Origin of the sequence: Blastococcus aurantiacus (assembly GCF_900102425.1) — a bacterium.
GTDB classification, from domain to species: domain Bacteria; phylum Actinomycetota; class Actinomycetes; order Mycobacteriales; family Geodermatophilaceae; genus Blastococcus; species Blastococcus aurantiacus.
On the sequence record NZ_FNBT01000001.1, the window covers coordinates 498,220 to 515,017 of the forward strand.

The following is a 16,798-nucleotide window of genomic DNA, read 5'->3' on the forward strand; positions in this document are numbered from 1 at the left end:
CGGCGACGCTAACGGAACCCGGGCGGCTGGTCAGCGGTCCGCGTCGCCGTCCGCGCGGCCGGTCCACCACTGCTCGTCGGTGCGCCGGGCCACCGTCACGGCCAGGCCGAGGGACGCGGCGACGAAGAGCCAGTGCGGGTCGACCGGGCCGGTGGGGAGTCCACCGAAGTCGAGGACCAGGAAGACCAGGAAGGCCATGGGGATCCAGATCGGCACGACCCGGGTGCGCAGGTACCCGATCGAGGACAGCAGCACCGAGCCGGCCATGCCCAGCAGGAACGGCACGAGGACCAGCAGCGCGAGAGCGCTGCCCTGCGCGTCCTCGACCAGCGCCACCATCGCGGCGCGGTCGGGCTGCTCGGCCGCGGCGATGTCGTAGATCGATACGGCGTGCATGCCGGCGAAGCCCAGCACCCCGACGAACCCCAGGACCATGGCGGTGGTGCCCAGCCGCGGCATGTGCGGCCGGACCAGCTGGGCCATCGCGACGAGCCCCAGCAGGAGGAACGGGATGCCGATCGTCCCCACGGCGAGGGCGACGGCGGCGAGCGTCGGCCGGTCCGCCACGGCGGCCAGGTCGTCGGGGATCGAGCCGCTCTGGCCCACGACGCGCCAGACGAGCGCCTCGGCGAGGTTCAGCGCGGCACCCACGGTCAGGGCCACGACGGCCGTGCGGCGTCCGAACGGTGCCGGCCGGGGGGCCGGCAGCTCTCGCGTCGCGCTGCGGGCCGGAGCCGGGGTCACGGGCTGAGCGGTCATGGGTCCACCTCCTCGCCCGGCAGGTCCTTCCCGTCGGGCGAGCACCACCGTGGGGCGGGACGTGTCCCGGTGTCGTGGGGCGGGAGTCCCGTTCCGGGCGGGCGGCCGCCGCTACCAGGTGTCGACGTGTGGCCGGACGCGCCCGGCCGGCCGCGGGGTGGCCGCCGCCTCCCGGGTGAGGGTGGTGATCCAGCGGCGGGTGTCGGCGGGGTCGATGACGTCGTCGATCTCCCAGTGGGCCGCCACGTTGAGGCCGCGGCCGCGCTCGTAGGACGCGGCGACGGCGGCGTCGAACAGCGCGGCACGCTCGGCGTCGTCCTCGACCGCGGCCAGTTCCCTGCGCATGCCCAGCCGGACGGCGCCCTCGAGGCCCATCGGGCCGAACTCGCTGGTCGGCCAGCCGACGGTGAACCGCGGCACCTTCAGGCTGCCACCGGCCATCGCCTGCGCGCCCAGGCCGTAGGCCTTGCGGACGACCACGGTCCCGATGGGCACCGAGAGGTTCGCCCCGATGACGAACAACCGGGAGAAGTGCCGGACGGTGGCCGTCTCCTCCGACTCGGGACCGACCATGAAGCCGGGGGTGTCGCAGAGCGAGACGACCGGCAGCCCGTGGGCGTCGCACAGCTGCAGGAAGCGGGCGGCCTTGTCGGCGGCGTCGGCGTCGATGGCGCCCCCGAGGTGGGTGGGCACGTTGGCGACGACGCCCACCGGCGCTCCCTCGACCCGGGCCAGCGCGGTGATCATCCCGTGCCCCCAGCCGTCGCGGAGCTCGAGCACCGAGTCGACGTCGGCCACCGCGTGCAGGACGGCGCGCATGTCGTAGACCCGCTTGCGGTTCTCCGGGACGACGTGGCGCGCCAGGCGCGGGTCGGGTGCGGTCCACTCCTGCCCCGGGCCCTGGAAGAAGGCGAGGTACTTCCGGGCCGCGGCGACGGCGGCAGCGTCGTCGGCGACCCGGACGTCGACGACGCCGTTGGCGTGCTGGACGCCGATCGGCCCGATGTCCTCGGGTGCGACCACGCCCAGGCCGCCGCCCTCGATCATCGCCGGTCCGCCCATGCCGATGTTCGCGTCCTCGGTGGCGATGATGACGTCGCAGGTGCCCAGCAGCGCGGCGTTCCCCGCGAAGCAACGGCCGCTCGCGATGCCCACCATGGGCACCAGGCCGGAGAGCCGGCCGAACAGGTGGAAGGCAGCCGTGTCGAGGCCGGAGATGTGGCCCGAGTCGACGTCGCCCGGCCGGCCGCCGCCACCCTCGGCGAAGAGGACCACGGGCAGCCGGCGCTTCTCGGCGAGCTCGAACAGCCGGTCCTTCTTCAGGTGGCCGCGCATGCCCTGGGTGCCGGCCAGCACGGTGTAGTCGTAGGAGACGACGACCGCCGCGCTGTTCCCTTGTCCGACGAGCTCGCCGTTGACGTCGGCCAGGCCGCCGACGACGCCGTCGGCCGGAGTGCGCTCCATCAGCTCCTCGCGGCTCCGGCGGCGCTCCTGCGCGGCGAACACGAGCGGCCCGTACTCGATGAAGCTGCCCTCGTCGACGAGGTCGGCCAGGTTCTCCCGCGCGGTGCGGCGGCCCTGCGCGTGCCGTGTGGCGACGGCGTCGGTGCGGTGCTCGTCCAGGCCGATCTCGTGGCGGCGGCGCACCTCGGCGAGATCCGGGCGGTCGGCGTCCAGGTCGACCGGGGGCGCTCCCGCCTGCCCGCCGTCCCCGGCGTGCTCGACCTCGGCGAGCAGCTGTCCCTCGCGGACGGTCTCGCCGACCCGCACCGCGAGCCGCCGGACGGTGCCGCCGGCCGGGAGCGAGACGACGTGCTCCATCTTCATCGCCTCCAGCACGAGGACGGCTCCCCCGGGCGGCACGTCCGCGCCCGCGGCCGCCTCGACGGCGACGACGGTGCCCGGCATGGGGGCGCGCAGGCCGTCCTCGCCGCCGGCCGTCGCGCCGTCGTCCTCCCCCGTCGGCGCCAGCTCGTCGAGGTGGTCGTCGACGAACGTCGTGGTGGCGCGTGAGAGGTCCGGGTGGGCGAGGAGGGCACGGAGGAATGTTGTGGTGGTGGCGACACCGCGGACGTCCACCTCGCAGAGCGCTCGCGCCAGGTGGCGGACGGCGTCGTCGAGGTTGCCGTGGCGCTCGTGCACCACGACCTTGGCCAGCAGGGTGTCGTAGCGGGCGCTGTGCGCGGTCCCGGCGCGGGCTGCGGTGTCGACGCGGACGCCGGGACCGCCGGGGAGGGTGAACGCCGCGAGGGTGCCGGCGGAGGGCAGGACGCCATCGGGAGTGATCGTCTCGGCGTTGACGCGGGCCTGCACGGCCCAGCCGACCGGACGCGGTGCGCCGTCGGCCAGGCCGAGGTCGCCGAGAGCGGCGCCCGTGGCCACGCGCAGCTGCAGCCGGACGAGGTCGAGGCCGAGGGTCTCCTCGGTGACGGTGTGCTCGACCTGCAGGCGCGGGTTGCACTCGAGGAAGACGAACCGCCCGGGGTCGTCGGCGGGCACCAGGAACTCGACGGTGGCCAGGCCGCGCAGCCCGACGCGGGTGGCGAGCGCCGCCGCGGCGGCGTGCAGCTGGGCGCGGACCGCCTCGGGGAGGTTCGGCGCCGGTGCGATCTCGACGACCTTCTGCCGGGTGCGCTGCAGGGAGCAGTCCCGGTCGCCGAGCACGACGACCTGCTGCCGGGCGTCGCCGAGCACCTGCACCTCGATGTGCCTGGCGCGCTCGAGGAGTTCCTCGGCCAGCAGGGCGTCGGTACCGAACGCGACGCGCGCCTCGCCGGCCACCTCCGCGAGGGCTGCCGCGACGTCGTCACCGCGGCGCAGGATGCGGGTGGCCCGCCCTCCCCCGCCGAACCTGGCCTTGAGCATCACCGCGCCGGTCCGGTCGAGGAGGGCGGCGACCGCCTCCGGGCCGGGCTCGGCCGGAGTGCTCCTGGGGACGGGCACGCCGGCGGCCTCGGCGGCGGAGCGGGCGAGCACCTTGTCGCCGAGCGCCTCCAGCACGGTGGCGCCGGGGCCGACGACGGTGACCGGGACGCCGGCGGCCTCGCAGGCCCGTGGCAGCGCGGGGCTCTCGGAGAGGAAGCCGTAGCCGGGGTGGATCAGGGAGCAGCCGGTGGCGACGGCGGCCTGCACCATCGCGGCGGCGTCGAGGTAGGCGGTGGGGCCGCTGCCCGGGAGGGGATGGCTCTCGGCGGCGGCGGACAGGTGCGGGGCGTCGGGTTCGTCCGCAGCGGTGACGGCGACCGGGACCATGCCCTCGGCCGCCGCCGCCCGGGCGATGCGGACGGCGATCTCGCCGCGGTTGGCGATCAGCAGGCGCGCGGGGTCGGCCACGGCGCCGATGCTTGCACGAGCGGCCGCTCCGTGACGCCGTCGCACCGCCACGCCGGTCGACACGTCGAGAAGTCCACGTGTCGACACATTGCGCCAAAGGAACCCGGTCGTTTCAGGTGCTTGCGCCGGAGCCCCGTCGGTCACGGGCACATAACGTTACCGACAGCAGACGGATCCGTACCGGTCCGTCACCAGCGCCCCACTTCCCCTGGAGCATCCCGTGTCTTCGTACCGCCCCTTCCTGTCCCTGGTCCCCGATGCGCCGGCCGCGGAGCCGACCTGGTCGGAGTGGTCCGAGCCGGCGACCGACTCGTGGTCGCAGCCGTGGACGGCGGCGCCGGCCGAGGGCGACGAGTCCTGGCGCCTGTCGGCGCTGTGCGGCGAGACGGACCCGGAGGCCTTCTTCCCGGAGAAGGGCGGCTCCACCCGCGACGCCAAGCGCGTCTGCACCGGCTGCGACGTGCGGGCCGAGTGCCTGGAGTTCGCGCTGCGGAACGACGAGCGCTTCGGCATCTGGGGCGGCCTGTCCGAGCGCGAGCGCCGTCGGCTGCGCATGCAGCGCCGCGACGCCATCACCGCCTGACCGTCGGCGCCTCAGCCGCCGGCCACCCGCGGTGCCACGACGGACGGCGCACCCACCGGGTGGAGACCTTCGTGGAGCCGGCGCATCCCGGTGAACATCCGCGTCTTCACCGTGCCCAGCGGGGCTCCGGTGCGCTGCGCGATCTCGCGCTGGGTGTACCCGCCCCAGTAGGCCAGCACGAGCGCCTCGCGCTGGAGCGGGGGCAACGCTTCGAGCGCGGAGCGCACGCGCAGGTCCGTGATCCGGTCGGCCACCGTCTCGGCGACGTCGCGGACAGTGTCCTGACCCGCCAGCTGCGCCGCCGCATCCACCCGGCGGCGCTGCGACTCCTCGCGCCGGACGGCGTCCACCGCCTTGTGGTGCACGAGCGCGAGGAACCAGGACCCGAAGGGTCCCCGCGTCCCGTCGTAGGCCGCGGGATTGCGCCAGTAGGCGAGGAATGCCTCCTGGACGACGTCCTCGGCCAGCCGGTCGTCGCCGAGGATCCGGCGGGCGAGGGCCCAGGCGCGGGCCGTGTACTGGTCGAGCAGGTCGGCGAAGGACGTGTCGGCCGCTGTGTCGGACCGATCCACCGTGTGGGTCACACCATGTAGTTGCTACACGATTCAATTGTGCAAACCGAAAGAGGCCCAAGCGTGATCTCTGCTCGACGCACCGGTTCGCACCGCGACGCAGCGACTCCGGGTGCCGGCGGCCGGGTAGGCACGACCTCGTGACTCCTCCTCCGGTCCTGCTGCTCGACGTCGACGGCGTGCTGAACGCGGTGCGACCGGACCTCCCGGAGGGCTGGGAGCGCGGGCGGTTCAACGGCTACGTGCTGTCGTGGGACCCGACCGTCCTCGCCCGGCTGCGCGCGATGCACGAGGCCGGGCGGGTGGAGCTGCAGTGGCTGACGACCTGGACCGAGATGGCCGACCGCCTGCTGGCCGAGCCCTTGCAGCTGCCGCGCGGGCTCCGCACGCACAGCCGCGAGCTGCTGCCCACCGGGTTCGGCGGCGCGCTCGGCGGCGCCTCCGGCTGGTGGAAGCTGGCGGCAGCGCGAGCGGTCGCCCAGGCCGAGCCGGGACGGCGGATCGTCTGGGTGGACGACGACCTCGCCGACCAGGCCGACGACACGCGCGACTGGCTGGCCGCCAACGGGCAGGTGCTGGTCGTGGCCCCGCACTACACGCGCGGGCTGACCCACGCCGAACTGGACCGCATCGAGGCCTGGCTCGACCCCACCGACTGACCCCCACCCCGGCCGCGCAGCACAGCGGCTCTCACAGGTTGCCCACCTAGCCTGGCGACCCGAACCCGACCAGAGGAGCAGCGCCTCATGGGCTCCTACGAGCCGGACCGCCGAGCCACCCGACGGTTCCGCCGGCCGCCCGCCGGCCCGCCGCCGAGCGCCCGCCCACCCCAGGCGGACGAGCCGCTCCGCTTCGACGAGTACGGCCGCCCCGTCCGCGATCCCCGTTTCGATCGGCCGCCGCCGGCCGGGAACGACTGGTACGGCGCTCCCCCGGTCGACGACCGCTACGGACGCCCGCCGTCGCCCCAGCCGCCCCAGCCGCCCCTCCCGCCTGCCCCGGAGCCCGGTCGCCGGGGCGGTCGATCGGGGCGCCCCCGCCGGCGGAAGCTGCTGCGCCGGGTGGCGAAGGTGCTGGCGGTGCTCGCCGTCGTCCAGGCGCTGGTCGTGCTCTCGCTGCGCTGGGTCGACCCGCCGACCACGGCCTTCATGTCCGCCAACCCCGACGGCGCCATCCAGCAGTCGGTGCCGGTGGAGCACGTGTCCCGCACGTTCCTGGCCGCGGTGATCGCGCACGAGGACTCCGCACTGCCCACCCGCGCGGGCGCCTTCGAGTGGGGCGACCTGTGGGAGCGGGCGCAGGCGCACATGGCGGGCGAGGAGGACACCTCCGGCTCCACCATCCCGCAGCAGGTGACCAAGAACCTCTTCCTGAACCAGGAGCTGAGCGCGGTCCGCAAGGGCGTCGAGGCGCTGCTGTCGGTGGAGGTCGCGGCGCTCATCGACGACCGCCGGATGCTGGAGCTGTACGTCAACTACGCGCAGTTCGGCCCGACCATCTACGGCGTCTGCGCGGCCTCCTGGTACTGGTTCGACGTCTCGCCGGCCGACCTGACACAGGCCCAGGCGGTGCGGATCGTCGGGCTGCTCCCCTCCCCCGGGCACGTGCAGCGCGCACCGGGTGGCGGCATGGACTTCGAGGTGGACGACGGCCTGGGCTGGCTGTCGCGCTCGCACGTGCTCAACGCCGAGGCGCGGGTGCCGGCGCACCTGGAGCGGCTGGGCACCCAGCCGGTCGAGGACGTCGGCATCGAGGGCGACGCGTCGGACGAGGAGCCGTCGGGCGACGACTGCAGCTCACCCCCGGACGAGGTCACCGAACTGATCGACGCGGAAGGCACCGCCTGACGGCGGTCGGTGCGCGGGATCCGCGCACCGACCGCCGTGCTCGCCCGTCAGCGCGGAAGCACGCTGAAGGCGCGGTCCTCGATCCGCTGCACCTCACCGCGGCCGGGCATGCCGAGGAAGCCGGCGACGCTCCACGCGGAGGCGTAGAGCTTGCCGTTCTCGAACTCCAGGCCGGTCGGCATCGTCACCTTCGCCGTGGAGCGCGGCCCCCACACCGGGATCCTGGTCACCTCGCCGATCGTCCTCGGGTCGAGGCCGGGTCCCGGCCCGCCCTCGGGCATACCCGCGAACACGTTCGAGGCGTAGACGGTCCCGCGGTGGTCCACCGCGACGCCGGTGATGCCGGTCAGCCCCTTGATGACGTGGATGACCTTGCCCGACGGGGTCAGGACGTAGACCCGCGCGGCGCCGGGCGCCTCGGAGCCGAGCGTGCCGACGTAGATCAGCCCGCCGGGGCCCTCGGTGATCTCGGTCGGGACCGAGTCGCAGCCGAACGTGCCCCCGTTGTTCGGTGCGGTCCGGCACTCCGGGGTGTCGGTGACCGTCGGCGGGACGAAGAAGGTGCTGACCTTCCCGCGACGCAGGTCGACGGCGAGAACGGCGTTCGCACCGGCGTCGGAGACCAGGACACGGTTCCGCTGCGCGAGGACCGCGAACGGGTTGGAGAGGGTGTCCGCCTCCTCGCCGACGTCCTGCGACTGGCCGTCCGGGTTGTGGGCGAGCTCGTACTGCAGGAGGTCGAACGAGCGGACGACGTGCCCGTTGGGCTTGGCCTCGACGAGCGCCGTCCTGGGTCCGCCGGTGGGGGGACCCATCTCCTCGCCCACGGCGACGTACAACCGGCCGTTGGCAGCGTCGACGCCCTGGGCGTTGCCCAGGCCGGTGAGCAGGGTGCGCACCCGACCGTTGTGCAGGTCGACCGAGGACACCTCGCCCGACTCGGACTCGGCCACGACGAGCCGATGTCCCTCGTAGTCGCTCAGCTGGCGCGGGCCGCCCAGGCCCCCGGCGACCGTGCTGACCGGCGGGCCGCCTCCGTGCCGGCGCTTGTCGTCGGCGCTCGCCACCGCTGGTGACACCATCACCAGCGCCATGACCGCGGTCGCGACCGCGGCCTTCCTGATGTTCCGCATGCGTCTCTCCTCAGCGTTCGAGATCCCCCGAGAACGCGGCGAAACTCCCAGCCGACCGCGCGTCGCGGGGCGCGCTCCGTCGCCGCTCGTGCGCAGGCGTCGTGCGCCGTCGCCACCTGTGCACGGGCTGCTCACGGAGAGGAGGCACCGTCGACCGGAACGCGGATGACGGCCGCTGCTCAGGAGCGCGGGGGCGTCCGGGTGATTGCGTCGGCCGGCCGGGCGGACTCGCCGACGAGCTCGGCGCGACCGCGCCCGAGGATCTTGGCGTCGTAGAGGGCGCGGTCCGCGCTGCGCATGAGCTGGGAGGCACTGTCGCCGGCCTGGTACTGGGCCACGCCGCAGGACAGCGAGACCTCGGGGTTGGCGGCGCACACCCGCCGGACCAGGGCGAGCGCCGTGGTGGCCCGCATGCCGGGGAGCAGCAGGGAGAACTCGTCGCCGCCGTGCCGGGCCAGGAAGGTGCCGTCGGGCACCTCGCGCTGCCATACCTCGGCGACCCGGCGCAGCACCCGGTCGCCCTCCTCGTGGCCGTAGGTGTCGTTGACCGCCTTGAAGTGGTCGACGTCGATGAGCACCGCGGACAGCGGCTCGCCGGTCCGGGCCGCCTCGGCCATCAGTTCCTCGAGCGCCTGGTCGAAGCCGCGCCGGTTGCTCAGCCCGGTCAGCGGGTCACGGCTGGCACTGGAGGCCAGGGTGACCAGCTGGCGGATGACGGTGCCGATGCTGACGAGCACGAGGTCGTAGCCGAGTGCGGTGCCGATGCCCACGTCGCCGGCGATCAGCGCCACGGTGATGCCGACGACCGCGATGCCCAGGTGGGCGTTGGCCTGCCGTGCGGAGAAGAAGAAGTGGGCGTCGACGACGACGAAGGTGACCAGGAAGGCGGCGGCCATGGCCGTGACCGGGTTCGGCGCGAGGGCCACCGCGCTGACGATCAGGGCCGTCGCCGCACCCACCGCCCCGTGGAAGTACGACCGGCGCCAGCGGGCACCCCACCGCCCGGCGACAGCAGCCGCGACGAGTGCCACGGTTCCCAGGGCGGCCAGGACCGTCCGGCGGGCACCGGGCTCGACGTCGAGGCACATGAGCAGCCCGGCCGAGCCGCCGAAGGCGAAGAAGGTGGCCAGGATCCGCGCCATGACGCGCGTCGTCGCCACCTCGGGGGCTGCGGACCGGCTCACCTGTACGTGGTCGGCAGATCGGCCGTCCCGCTTGAGTGCGTCACGGCGTTACATGTACCCGCTCGGGTGAGTTCGCTGCGCGCGGTCCATCCGGGACCGCGCAGAGCTGAGCGGGCTGCGGTTCTCGGGTGGCGACGAGGGGCGCGCTACCCCGGGGGTCAGCGCGCGTCGTCGTCCCGGCGCGCAGGGTTCGGGACGGCAGGACGGCGGGGTGCGAACCCGGGGTCGAACCGCTGGGTCAGCTCCAGCTCACCGGTGTCCGGGCCGGCGTGCCGCCCCAGGGAAGGCATCTTGAACTCAGCGGTCTCATCGACGTAGTGCTTGGCCACGCGCCCACGGTAAGGAGCCCGGACGCCTCGGCGTCGGACCTCGGTGAGGCGTCACGGCCAGGTGGGGCGGACGGGGCCGGTGGTGTCGAGGAGTCGACATCTCGACAGGTCGCCCGCCCCCACGGCCGTCAGGCGGTCGGCAGGGTGACCGAGGACGGCGTCGCGCCGCCGAGGCAGATCCGGTGGGTGGTGGGGACGCCGCGGGTGGCCTCACCGAGCGGCTCGCCGGTGCCGAGGTTGCGGGCGTAGCGCGGGTGCGCGCCGCCGGAGACCTGCAGCCGGATGCGGTGCCCGGCGCGGAACCGGTGCGCCGTCTCGACCAGGGCGAGCTCGACCGTCCGCTGCCCCGTCACCGGCTCCTCCCCCGGCGCCGGGTCGAGCCGGACGAGCCGGTCGGTGATGTTCAGCGACCTCCCGCTCGGCTCGACGTCGCAGAGCCGGACGAAGAGATCGGCGTAGGGGTTGTCCGATTCGACGACGAGCCGCACGCGCACCCCGCCCTGCACCTCGACCGGCTTGCGCAGCGGTCCGGTGGTGAAGGTGCGGACGTCGTCGCGCGCCTCGAGCTCCCGGTTGTCGCGCTGGCCGGCGCTGTTGGCCAGCATCCGGCCGCCGACCGAGGGCGTGGGGTCCATCGGGTCGTAGGTGAACGTGGTCTCGCCGGTCGCGGGTGCGTCCTCCGCCAGCCGCCCGTCCGGACCGAGGTACCAGGTGCGCTCGTCGGTGGCCGGCTCCCAGTCGGGCATCGAGCGCCACGTCCGCGCGCCGCCGACGTGCACCCGCACCCGGTCGGGCCGTGGCTCGGCCGGCGGGGCGCCGTCCACGGGCAGGTGGGTGTTCAGCCAGGCCAAGCTCTCCGGCGCCGTCACGGCGGCGTCGATGGTGAGGTGCGTCCACAGGCCGAGGGTCATGGCGACATCGACGCCGCGGTCGCGCAGGACGGCGTACTGGTAGAGCGTCTGCTCGACGAACCAGTCCTGCCAGCCGCCGATGAGCAGTGCCGGCACCGTGCTCGAGTGCACGGCGGGGGTGGCGCGGTACCGGTCCCAGTAGGGGTCGTCCAGGTCGGGGTGGGCCAGCCACTCGTCGAACCAGGGCGCGGGGTTCCCGCCGAAGCGCTCGGCCAGGCCCTGCAGGGGCAGCACGCCGAAGTGCGGGGCCAGCCGCCGCTCCGCCGTCGTCAGCCGGACGATGCCGCGCAGCCAGCCGACCCGCTCCTGGTGGGCGAGCAGCTCGGTCCAGATGGCCAGATTGGTGAGCTGGAAGGCGCCGTCGATCATCCCGGCCTGGGCGAGGTCGTGCGGGCCGATGTGCAGCACCATCGCCTTGAGCTCGGGCGGCGGGTCCAGAGCCAGCGCCCACTGTGTGTAGGCGAGGTAGCTGGGACCGAGGGTGGCGAGCCGGCCGTCGAACCAGGGCTGCTCGCGGAGCCAGACGACGGTGTCGTGCCCGTCGTGCTCCTCGTTGACGACCGGCGTGAACTCCCCGCCCGAGCCGAACGTGCCGCGGACGCTCTGCATGACCACGGCGTAGCCGCGGGCGGCGAAGGGCACGGCCATGGTGAGCGCGAAGCCCGGGCCGCGGCCGTACGGCGAGCGCAGCAGCACGGTGGGGTGCGGGCCGGTGCTGGTCGGCAGGTAGACGTCGGCGCGGAGGGTGGCGCCGTCGCGCATGGGGACGTCCTGGTCGCGCAGCACCTGCACCGGGGTGAGCGGGGCGGGCAGCTTCCACCGGCGGCTCATGGCGGCGGCGGCCAGGCGAGCCGGACGCGAGAGCGGCGTGGGGTCGGGCACGGTTCCTCCAGGTCGCGAGCGCTCGGGACGGCGAGCGTTCGGGACCCTAACGGCGGGCTGCGACGGTTCGCCCGTCGGCGCGGGGCCCTAGGGTCGGGACGACGTCGTCCTGCGGAGGAGCTGGCATGCGCGCGGTGCAGTACCGGTCGGTCGGAAGCGAGCCCGAGGTCGTCGAGATCCCGACGCCGGAGCCGGGCCCGGGGCAGGTGCGGCTGAAGGTGACAGCCGCGGGGCTGTGCCACTCCGACGAGTTCGTGATGAGCCTGCCGGAGGGCTCGTTCCCGCTGCCGATGACGCTGGGCCACGAGGGTGTCGGGGTGGTCGACGCGCTCGGTCCGGGGGCGACCGGGGTCTCGGTCGGTGACTCGGTGGCCGTGTACGGGGCGTGGGGCTGCGGGACCTGCCACGCGTGTGCGCGCGGGGCGGAGAACTACTGCCCGCGGGCGTCGGCGCTGGGCATCCAGCCGCCGGGGCTGGGCGCGCCCGGGGCGCTGGCCGAGTACCTGATCGTCGACGACGTCCGGCACCTGGTGCCGCTCGGTGACCTGGACCCGGTGGCCGCGGTGTCGCTGACCGACGCCGGGCTGACGCCGTACCACGCAATCGTCTCGTCGCTGGGGTCGTTGCCGGCGGGGTCGACGGCGGTGGTGATCGGCGTGGGCGGGCTCGGGCACGTGGCCATCCAGATCCTGCGGGCCATCACCGGGGCGACCGTGATCGCGCTGGACGTGGACGAGGAGAAGCAGAAGCTGGCCCGCGAGGTGGGGGCGCACCGGGCGCTGCACTCGGACGACTCGGCGGTGGCGGCGATCCGGCAGCTCACCGGAGGGGTGGGTGCGCAGGTGGTGTTCGACTTCGTGGGGGCTCCCCCGACGCTGGAGATCGCGCGGCAGTCGGTGGCCCAGGCCGGCCGCATCGAGATCGTCGGCATCGGCGGCGGGACTCTGGCGGCCGGCTTCTTCTCGACGCCGATGGGCGCGAGCGTGCGGGCGCCGTACTGGGGCACGCGGTCGGAGCTGCTCGAAGTGCTGGAGCTGGCGCGGTCGGGGGCGATCCACGTCGAGGTGGAGCAGTACACGCTCGACGAGGCGCCGGAGGCCTACCGGAAGCTGCACGAGGGCACGATCCGCGGCCGCGCGGTGGTCGTGCCTTGACTTTTCCCTCCACCTCCATGCACCGCTCGCACCGGGTGGCCGGTGCGCTGGTCGGCTCGGCCGTCGGCGATGCGCTGGGGGCGCCGTTCGAGTTCGGCCCCGCTGGCGAGTTCTCCCGGCGTTTCCCGGTGCCCGCGCGCGGGTCGAGGACGGAGATGTGCGGCGGCGGGTCGCTGGACCGGGAGCCGGGCGAGTTCACCGACGACACCCAGATGGCGCTGATGCTGGCCGGGTCGCTGGTCTCTGCCGGCGGGTTGGACCTGGCGGACGTGTTCGACCGGTTCACGCAGTGGGCAGCGGCCGGACCGCCGGACATCGGCAACCAGACGCGGGCGGTGCTGGGCTCAGGGTTGCCGTGGGACGAGGCGGCGGCCGCGCACTTCGCGTCGTCCGGCCACGCGGCGGGCAATGGCTCGCTGATGCGGACGACGCCGGCCGCGATCTGGTTCTCCCGGTTCGAAAGGGCGGCGTCGATGGACGCGGCGCGGCGGATCTCGGCGCTGACGCACGGCGACCCTTCGGCCGGCGAGGGCTGCGCAATCTTCCACGAGCTGATGCGCGTGGCGCTGGACGGCGGCGACCCCCTGGCGGCGGTTGCTGCTGCGCTGGATTGGGTGCCCGAGGAGCACCGCGAGCGGTGGGCCTTCGTACTGGCCGAGGACTGGACGCCTGATCAGGCGACGGAGTTGAACGGCGCGGTGTGGCCGACGCTCGGTTCCGCGGTGTGGGCGCTGCGGAACGGGCGCGACTTCGCCGAGGTGCTGCGGCTGGTCGTCGATCTGGGCGGGGACACGGACACAGTCGCGTGCGTGGCCGGCGGGTTGGCCGGCGCGGCGTACGGGATGGGCGGTATCCCGAGCCGGTGGGCGTCGGTGGTGCACGGCCGGGTGCCTGGGCACGGCGACAAGGTGTGGCGGCTGGCCAACCTGCAGCAGCTGGCTGCGGCGCTGGACGGCGGCGTACAGCAGAGCTACGACCCGGGCGTGATCCCGCGGATCGGGCCGGCAGAGGTGCTGCCGGGCATCTGGGCAGCCAACCTCGACGGGGCCCGGTACAGCGAGAAGGACTTCGCCGTGATCTCGCTGTGCCGGCTGGGCGAGCCGTTCGAGCACGAGTTGCAGCGGATGGCATACGTCGCCGACAACGAGCACAACAGCGACCTGGACGTCGTACTGGCGGACGTTCTCGACGACATGGCGGCGCTGCAGGCCGAGGGTTACCGGCTATTGGTGCACTGCCACGGCGGCGCGTCCCGCACCGGCCTGGTGCTGCGGGCCTGGCTGATGCGCACCGAGGGCATGACGGCCGATGAGGCGACCGCGCACGTCGCAGCACGCTGGCCCCACCTAGGCCTGTGGAACGCCAGTTTCACCGCCGCCCTAGAGCGATCTCGCTGATCCGGAGCCGCCACCGGAGGTGGCGCCCAGGGCGGTGCAGTCGCAGTCAACCGCGCTCGAGATGTTCAGGAGCAAAAGGCGCACTCACTGGTGAGGGGCATCTCCGTGAAGCAGGAAGGGCAGACGACCCCCCGCCGTGTGGGTGGCTTCGCCGAACCGGTCTTGGACTGCCCGATATGGGGTCGATTCTCTGCCCGCCCAGTCGGACGGCTCGCAGTCGGGCTCATCTTTCCGGCAATACTTGAGGTCTGCGCTCCTACGTTCTTAGCCCGCCGTGCCTGAATGCGAGCGCGCGCTTCGTCGATCTGCCTTCTCAACGCAGCCTTGTCGATCGTGCTCGGGACTACCTCGACGGACTTGAGTCGTCCTTGCGCGTTTGCCCTGTGTGTTCTCCTCGGCCGCAGCTGCCTGTTGGCGGAGGCAATCAGCTGTCTGTCCACGCGGCATGCGCGACACGCCCCATCCACTAGCTGTCGAACCGCACGACAGGATCGACAGGGAAGCGCCTTCGCACTCGTACGTGAGCCAGTCGATCCGCGCAGTTCCTCGGCGATCGTGCGGATGCGCTCCCCTCCTCCTGCGTCGATGGCCTTGAACATCGGACGGCCATGGTCGAGCCGGCTCATAGCCATTCCCCCGACGCCGAGCCCGTCATCGCCCTTCCACGCTCGACACGTCGTGGATGTCGCCGCGGCCCACCCCAAGCTGTAGACGACGGGAGCCCTGGCCCCCCATCAACTTCTGCGGATCTCCAGCGCAGGCTCGGGGCTGCGGCGGTCGCTTGGTTGCTTGCTGCGTCGCTTTGGTACGTGTTGTCGACGCTGGCCATTACGTCGTCAAGCATGTGATGGGCCGTGGCCACCTAGACCTGCTCTCGCTGGAGCCTTGGGCGCTCGGCGGCCGTCACGCGGACGTCCCGTTGCGTGCAGCCAGCCAGATGGCGTGGTCGACCTCCCACGGCGTCACCGGCGTCGATCCCTCACGGGTCATGAAAGCCGCGACGTCGATGAGCAGCTGTTGGGCGACGTGCGGATCGCGAACGCCATGGGGTTCCAGCCACCGCAGAACCATCCGGTCAGGCTTCACCCGGGCGTCGTCGCCGCACAGCATCCAGAAGTAGCCCCGACGGATGCCGTACTTTCCTTCGCCCCGGATGCGGTACAGCCCCTTGTCCAGCGACGCCAGCAGAGGCGGCGAGGACATCGCGACGTTGGCGGCAGCGATGTCGTCGACTCCGTGATCCCGGAGCACGCGGACGTACCCGAGCACAGCCTGAGCCTTGGTGATCCCATTGCGCGTCGAGGTCCGCTGGCGGTTCTGCGCCACCGCCAGCAGGGCTTCCTCGTCCGGAAACCGGTCCGCGAAGCGATCCAACGGATACACATCTTCGACGGGAGGGCCGGGCGTCAGGAGTGGGCCACTGGCCCCCTCGGACAGCACCCGGTGCACGAGCGGCCCCACCACGGCGTTATACCGAGCACCGATGCTCCACACCGCATCGAGCACGCATGCGGAGAGGCTCGACCACCGCTGTCCCCGAGGTCGCGGGTTGAGCTCGGCCACCGCCGCGGCGATGCCCGTCACCTTGTCACCTGGGACTGAGACCCCGAAGAGGGTGGTCGACGTCATCGCTGCGCATCTCCCCGTCCTACTCGGCCGCGACTGCCGGGGCCGATCGGAACCCTGCCATCTCGTAACGACAGATTCGAGCAAGTGCAGAGCGGCGTCACCGCTTCGGGTGCCGAACTGATCAGTGGCCTCGAGCTGCACGCGGGCCACAACCGCTCGGGGGTCTTACGAGACAGCCAGGCCACCGTCCGGATCCATGACGGCATCCGCAACGATGACGGCGCTCGCATCCGCCGCCGACTCGCCGGCGGCAGGCGGAGCGGCCACCGCGCCTTCCGCATCGCGCGAGAACGTCCTGTCAGCGAAGGCGCCGACGGTTCGGGTGACCACTGCGTCGACACCGCCGCCGATGACGCCACCGACCAGGGGCACGCCCTTCGCGAGAGTGACGACCGCCCTCTTGGTGCCGTACTTGGCCACGAGCATGAAGCCGACCCGCCTGTTGATGTCCCTGAGGACGGCGAGGGGGATCTTCTTGATCAGACTGTGGCTCAGCCTGGTTCCGACGGTGACGCCGAATCGCTTCAGCACTTCCGATCCTGCGTTGCCGACGAGGCACAGGAGGATGGTCGAACGGACTTCTTCGCCCTCGAGGTCGTGCCCGTGGACGGCCGCGATGGCGCCGGCCAGGTGCGTCTGGACGAGGTAGGAGGCGCCGATGTTGGCAGGCAGCGCGACGGGCAGGGTCACGAAACCACCGATATTCGTCACGAAGCCCTGAGCTCCTGCAACCGCCACGTGATTGCGGATGAGCGCCTTCACTGCCTGCTGCGGAGTGCGCCCCTGGAGCGCTTCCGCCGCCGACTCCGCTGCGCTCTTGAAGGGGCCGAATCCGTTGATCCCGAGCGTCAGCAGCTGCTCGACGAGCTTCTCCCCCGCCTTGACGAGTCCAGGATTCTCGTCGTTCGACGCTTCCGGGCGTGCAGGCATATCGGAACTCCTCGGGGCAGGTCGTCTTCAGCGGCGGAGCCTAGAGGGAGTCGTCGACATCGCAAGGGCAGGCCCCGCCGACCGACCCTCGGGAGGGGCATCCCTCCTGGCCGAGCGACACGACGAGGCAACACCCGTCCCATGCGCAACCCGCA

14 protein-coding genes are annotated in these 16,798 nt (G+C 73.0%); 5 read left to right on the forward strand and 9 right to left on the reverse strand.

The genetic code is table 11. The features are described from left to right. Positions 1 to 30: 30 nt before the first annotated feature. Positions 31 to 759, reverse strand: a complete 729-nt coding sequence (locus tag BLS70_RS02400; RefSeq protein ID WP_091763883.1) for a hypothetical protein — start codon at positions 757 to 759, stop codon at positions 31 to 33. A gap of 111 nt (positions 760 to 870) precedes the next feature. Beyond that, a complete protein-coding gene (locus BLS70_RS02405; RefSeq protein ID WP_091763884.1) occupies positions 871 to 4,092 on the reverse strand; it encodes an acetyl-CoA carboxylase family protein in 3,222 nt (1,073 codons plus the stop codon). Positions 4,093 to 4,312: 220 nt separating this feature from the next. Here BLS70_RS02405 and BLS70_RS21695 point away from each other — a divergent pair, with 220 nt between their 5' ends. Then, entirely contained in the window at positions 4,313 to 4,675 is a 363-nt protein-coding gene (locus tag BLS70_RS21695; protein ID WP_439645375.1) for a WhiB family transcriptional regulator, read from the forward strand. A gap of 11 nt (positions 4,676 to 4,686) precedes the next feature. On the opposite strand, the gene BLS70_RS02415 is transcribed toward BLS70_RS21695, so the two are convergent. Further along, positions 4,687 to 5,247 (reverse strand): sigma-70 family RNA polymerase sigma factor, encoded by a 561-nt coding sequence (locus BLS70_RS02415; RefSeq protein WP_255362181.1) that lies wholly within the window; start codon positions 5,245 to 5,247, stop codon positions 4,687 to 4,689. 140 nt (positions 5,248 to 5,387) lie between these two features. Here BLS70_RS02415 and BLS70_RS02420 point away from each other — a divergent pair, with 140 nt between their 5' ends. After that, positions 5,388 to 5,906 (forward strand): HAD domain-containing protein, encoded by a 519-nt coding sequence (locus BLS70_RS02420; protein ID WP_091763887.1) that lies wholly within the window; start codon positions 5,388 to 5,390, stop codon positions 5,904 to 5,906. 87 nt (positions 5,907 to 5,993) lie between these two features. Next, positions 5,994 to 7,094: a transglycosylase domain-containing protein gene (locus tag BLS70_RS02425; protein ID WP_091763888.1), complete on the forward strand. Its 1,101-nt coding sequence runs from the start codon at positions 5,994 to 5,996 to the stop codon at positions 7,092 to 7,094. Between the two features lie 47 nt (positions 7,095 to 7,141). On the opposite strand, the gene BLS70_RS02430 is transcribed toward BLS70_RS02425, so the two are convergent. From BLS70_RS02430 to BLS70_RS02440, 4 genes are all read right to left on the reverse strand, one after another. Beyond that, the gene (locus tag BLS70_RS02430; RefSeq protein ID WP_091763889.1) at positions 7,142 to 8,227 is read right to left on the reverse strand and encodes a ScyD/ScyE family protein; all 1,086 of its coding nucleotides are present in this window, start codon (positions 8,225 to 8,227) and stop codon (positions 7,142 to 7,144) included. Between the two features lie 179 nt (positions 8,228 to 8,406). Beyond that, on the reverse strand, positions 8,407 to 9,411 hold the full coding sequence (locus BLS70_RS02435; RefSeq protein WP_143030324.1) for a GGDEF domain-containing protein: 1,005 nt from the start codon (positions 9,409 to 9,411) through the stop codon (positions 8,407 to 8,409). 158 nt (positions 9,412 to 9,569) lie between these two features. Continuing rightward, on the reverse strand, positions 9,570 to 9,740 hold the full coding sequence (locus BLS70_RS20645; RefSeq protein WP_176946242.1) for a hypothetical protein: 171 nt from the start codon (positions 9,738 to 9,740) through the stop codon (positions 9,570 to 9,572). Between the two features lie 128 nt (positions 9,741 to 9,868). Next, complete coding sequence (locus BLS70_RS02440) at positions 9,869 to 11,533, reverse strand: CocE/NonD family hydrolase (RefSeq protein WP_091763891.1); 1,665 nt, start codon at positions 11,531 to 11,533, stop codon at positions 9,869 to 9,871. A gap of 125 nt (positions 11,534 to 11,658) precedes the next feature. Here BLS70_RS02440 and BLS70_RS02445 point away from each other — a divergent pair, with 125 nt between their 5' ends. Together BLS70_RS02445 and BLS70_RS02450 are read left to right on the forward strand one after the other, a co-directional pair. After that, positions 11,659 to 12,687 (forward strand): NAD(P)-dependent alcohol dehydrogenase, encoded by a 1,029-nt coding sequence (locus tag BLS70_RS02445; RefSeq protein WP_091763892.1) that lies wholly within the window; start codon positions 11,659 to 11,661, stop codon positions 12,685 to 12,687. A gap of 17 nt (positions 12,688 to 12,704) precedes the next feature. Next, entirely contained in the window at positions 12,705 to 14,084 is a 1,380-nt protein-coding gene (locus BLS70_RS02450) for an ADP-ribosylglycohydrolase family protein (protein WP_091763893.1), read from the forward strand. Positions 14,085 to 14,987: 903 nt separating this feature from the next. Here BLS70_RS02450 and BLS70_RS02455 read toward each other — a convergent pair. Continuing rightward, complete coding sequence (locus BLS70_RS02455; protein WP_218122237.1) at positions 14,988 to 15,668, reverse strand: DUF8548 family protein; 681 nt, start codon at positions 15,666 to 15,668, stop codon at positions 14,988 to 14,990. A 210-nt stretch (positions 15,669 to 15,878) separates the two neighbouring features. Next, positions 15,879 to 16,643: an EcsC family protein gene (locus BLS70_RS02460; RefSeq protein WP_091763895.1), complete on the reverse strand. Its 765-nt coding sequence runs from the start codon at positions 16,641 to 16,643 to the stop codon at positions 15,879 to 15,881. Positions 16,644 to 16,798 lie beyond the last annotated feature (155 nt).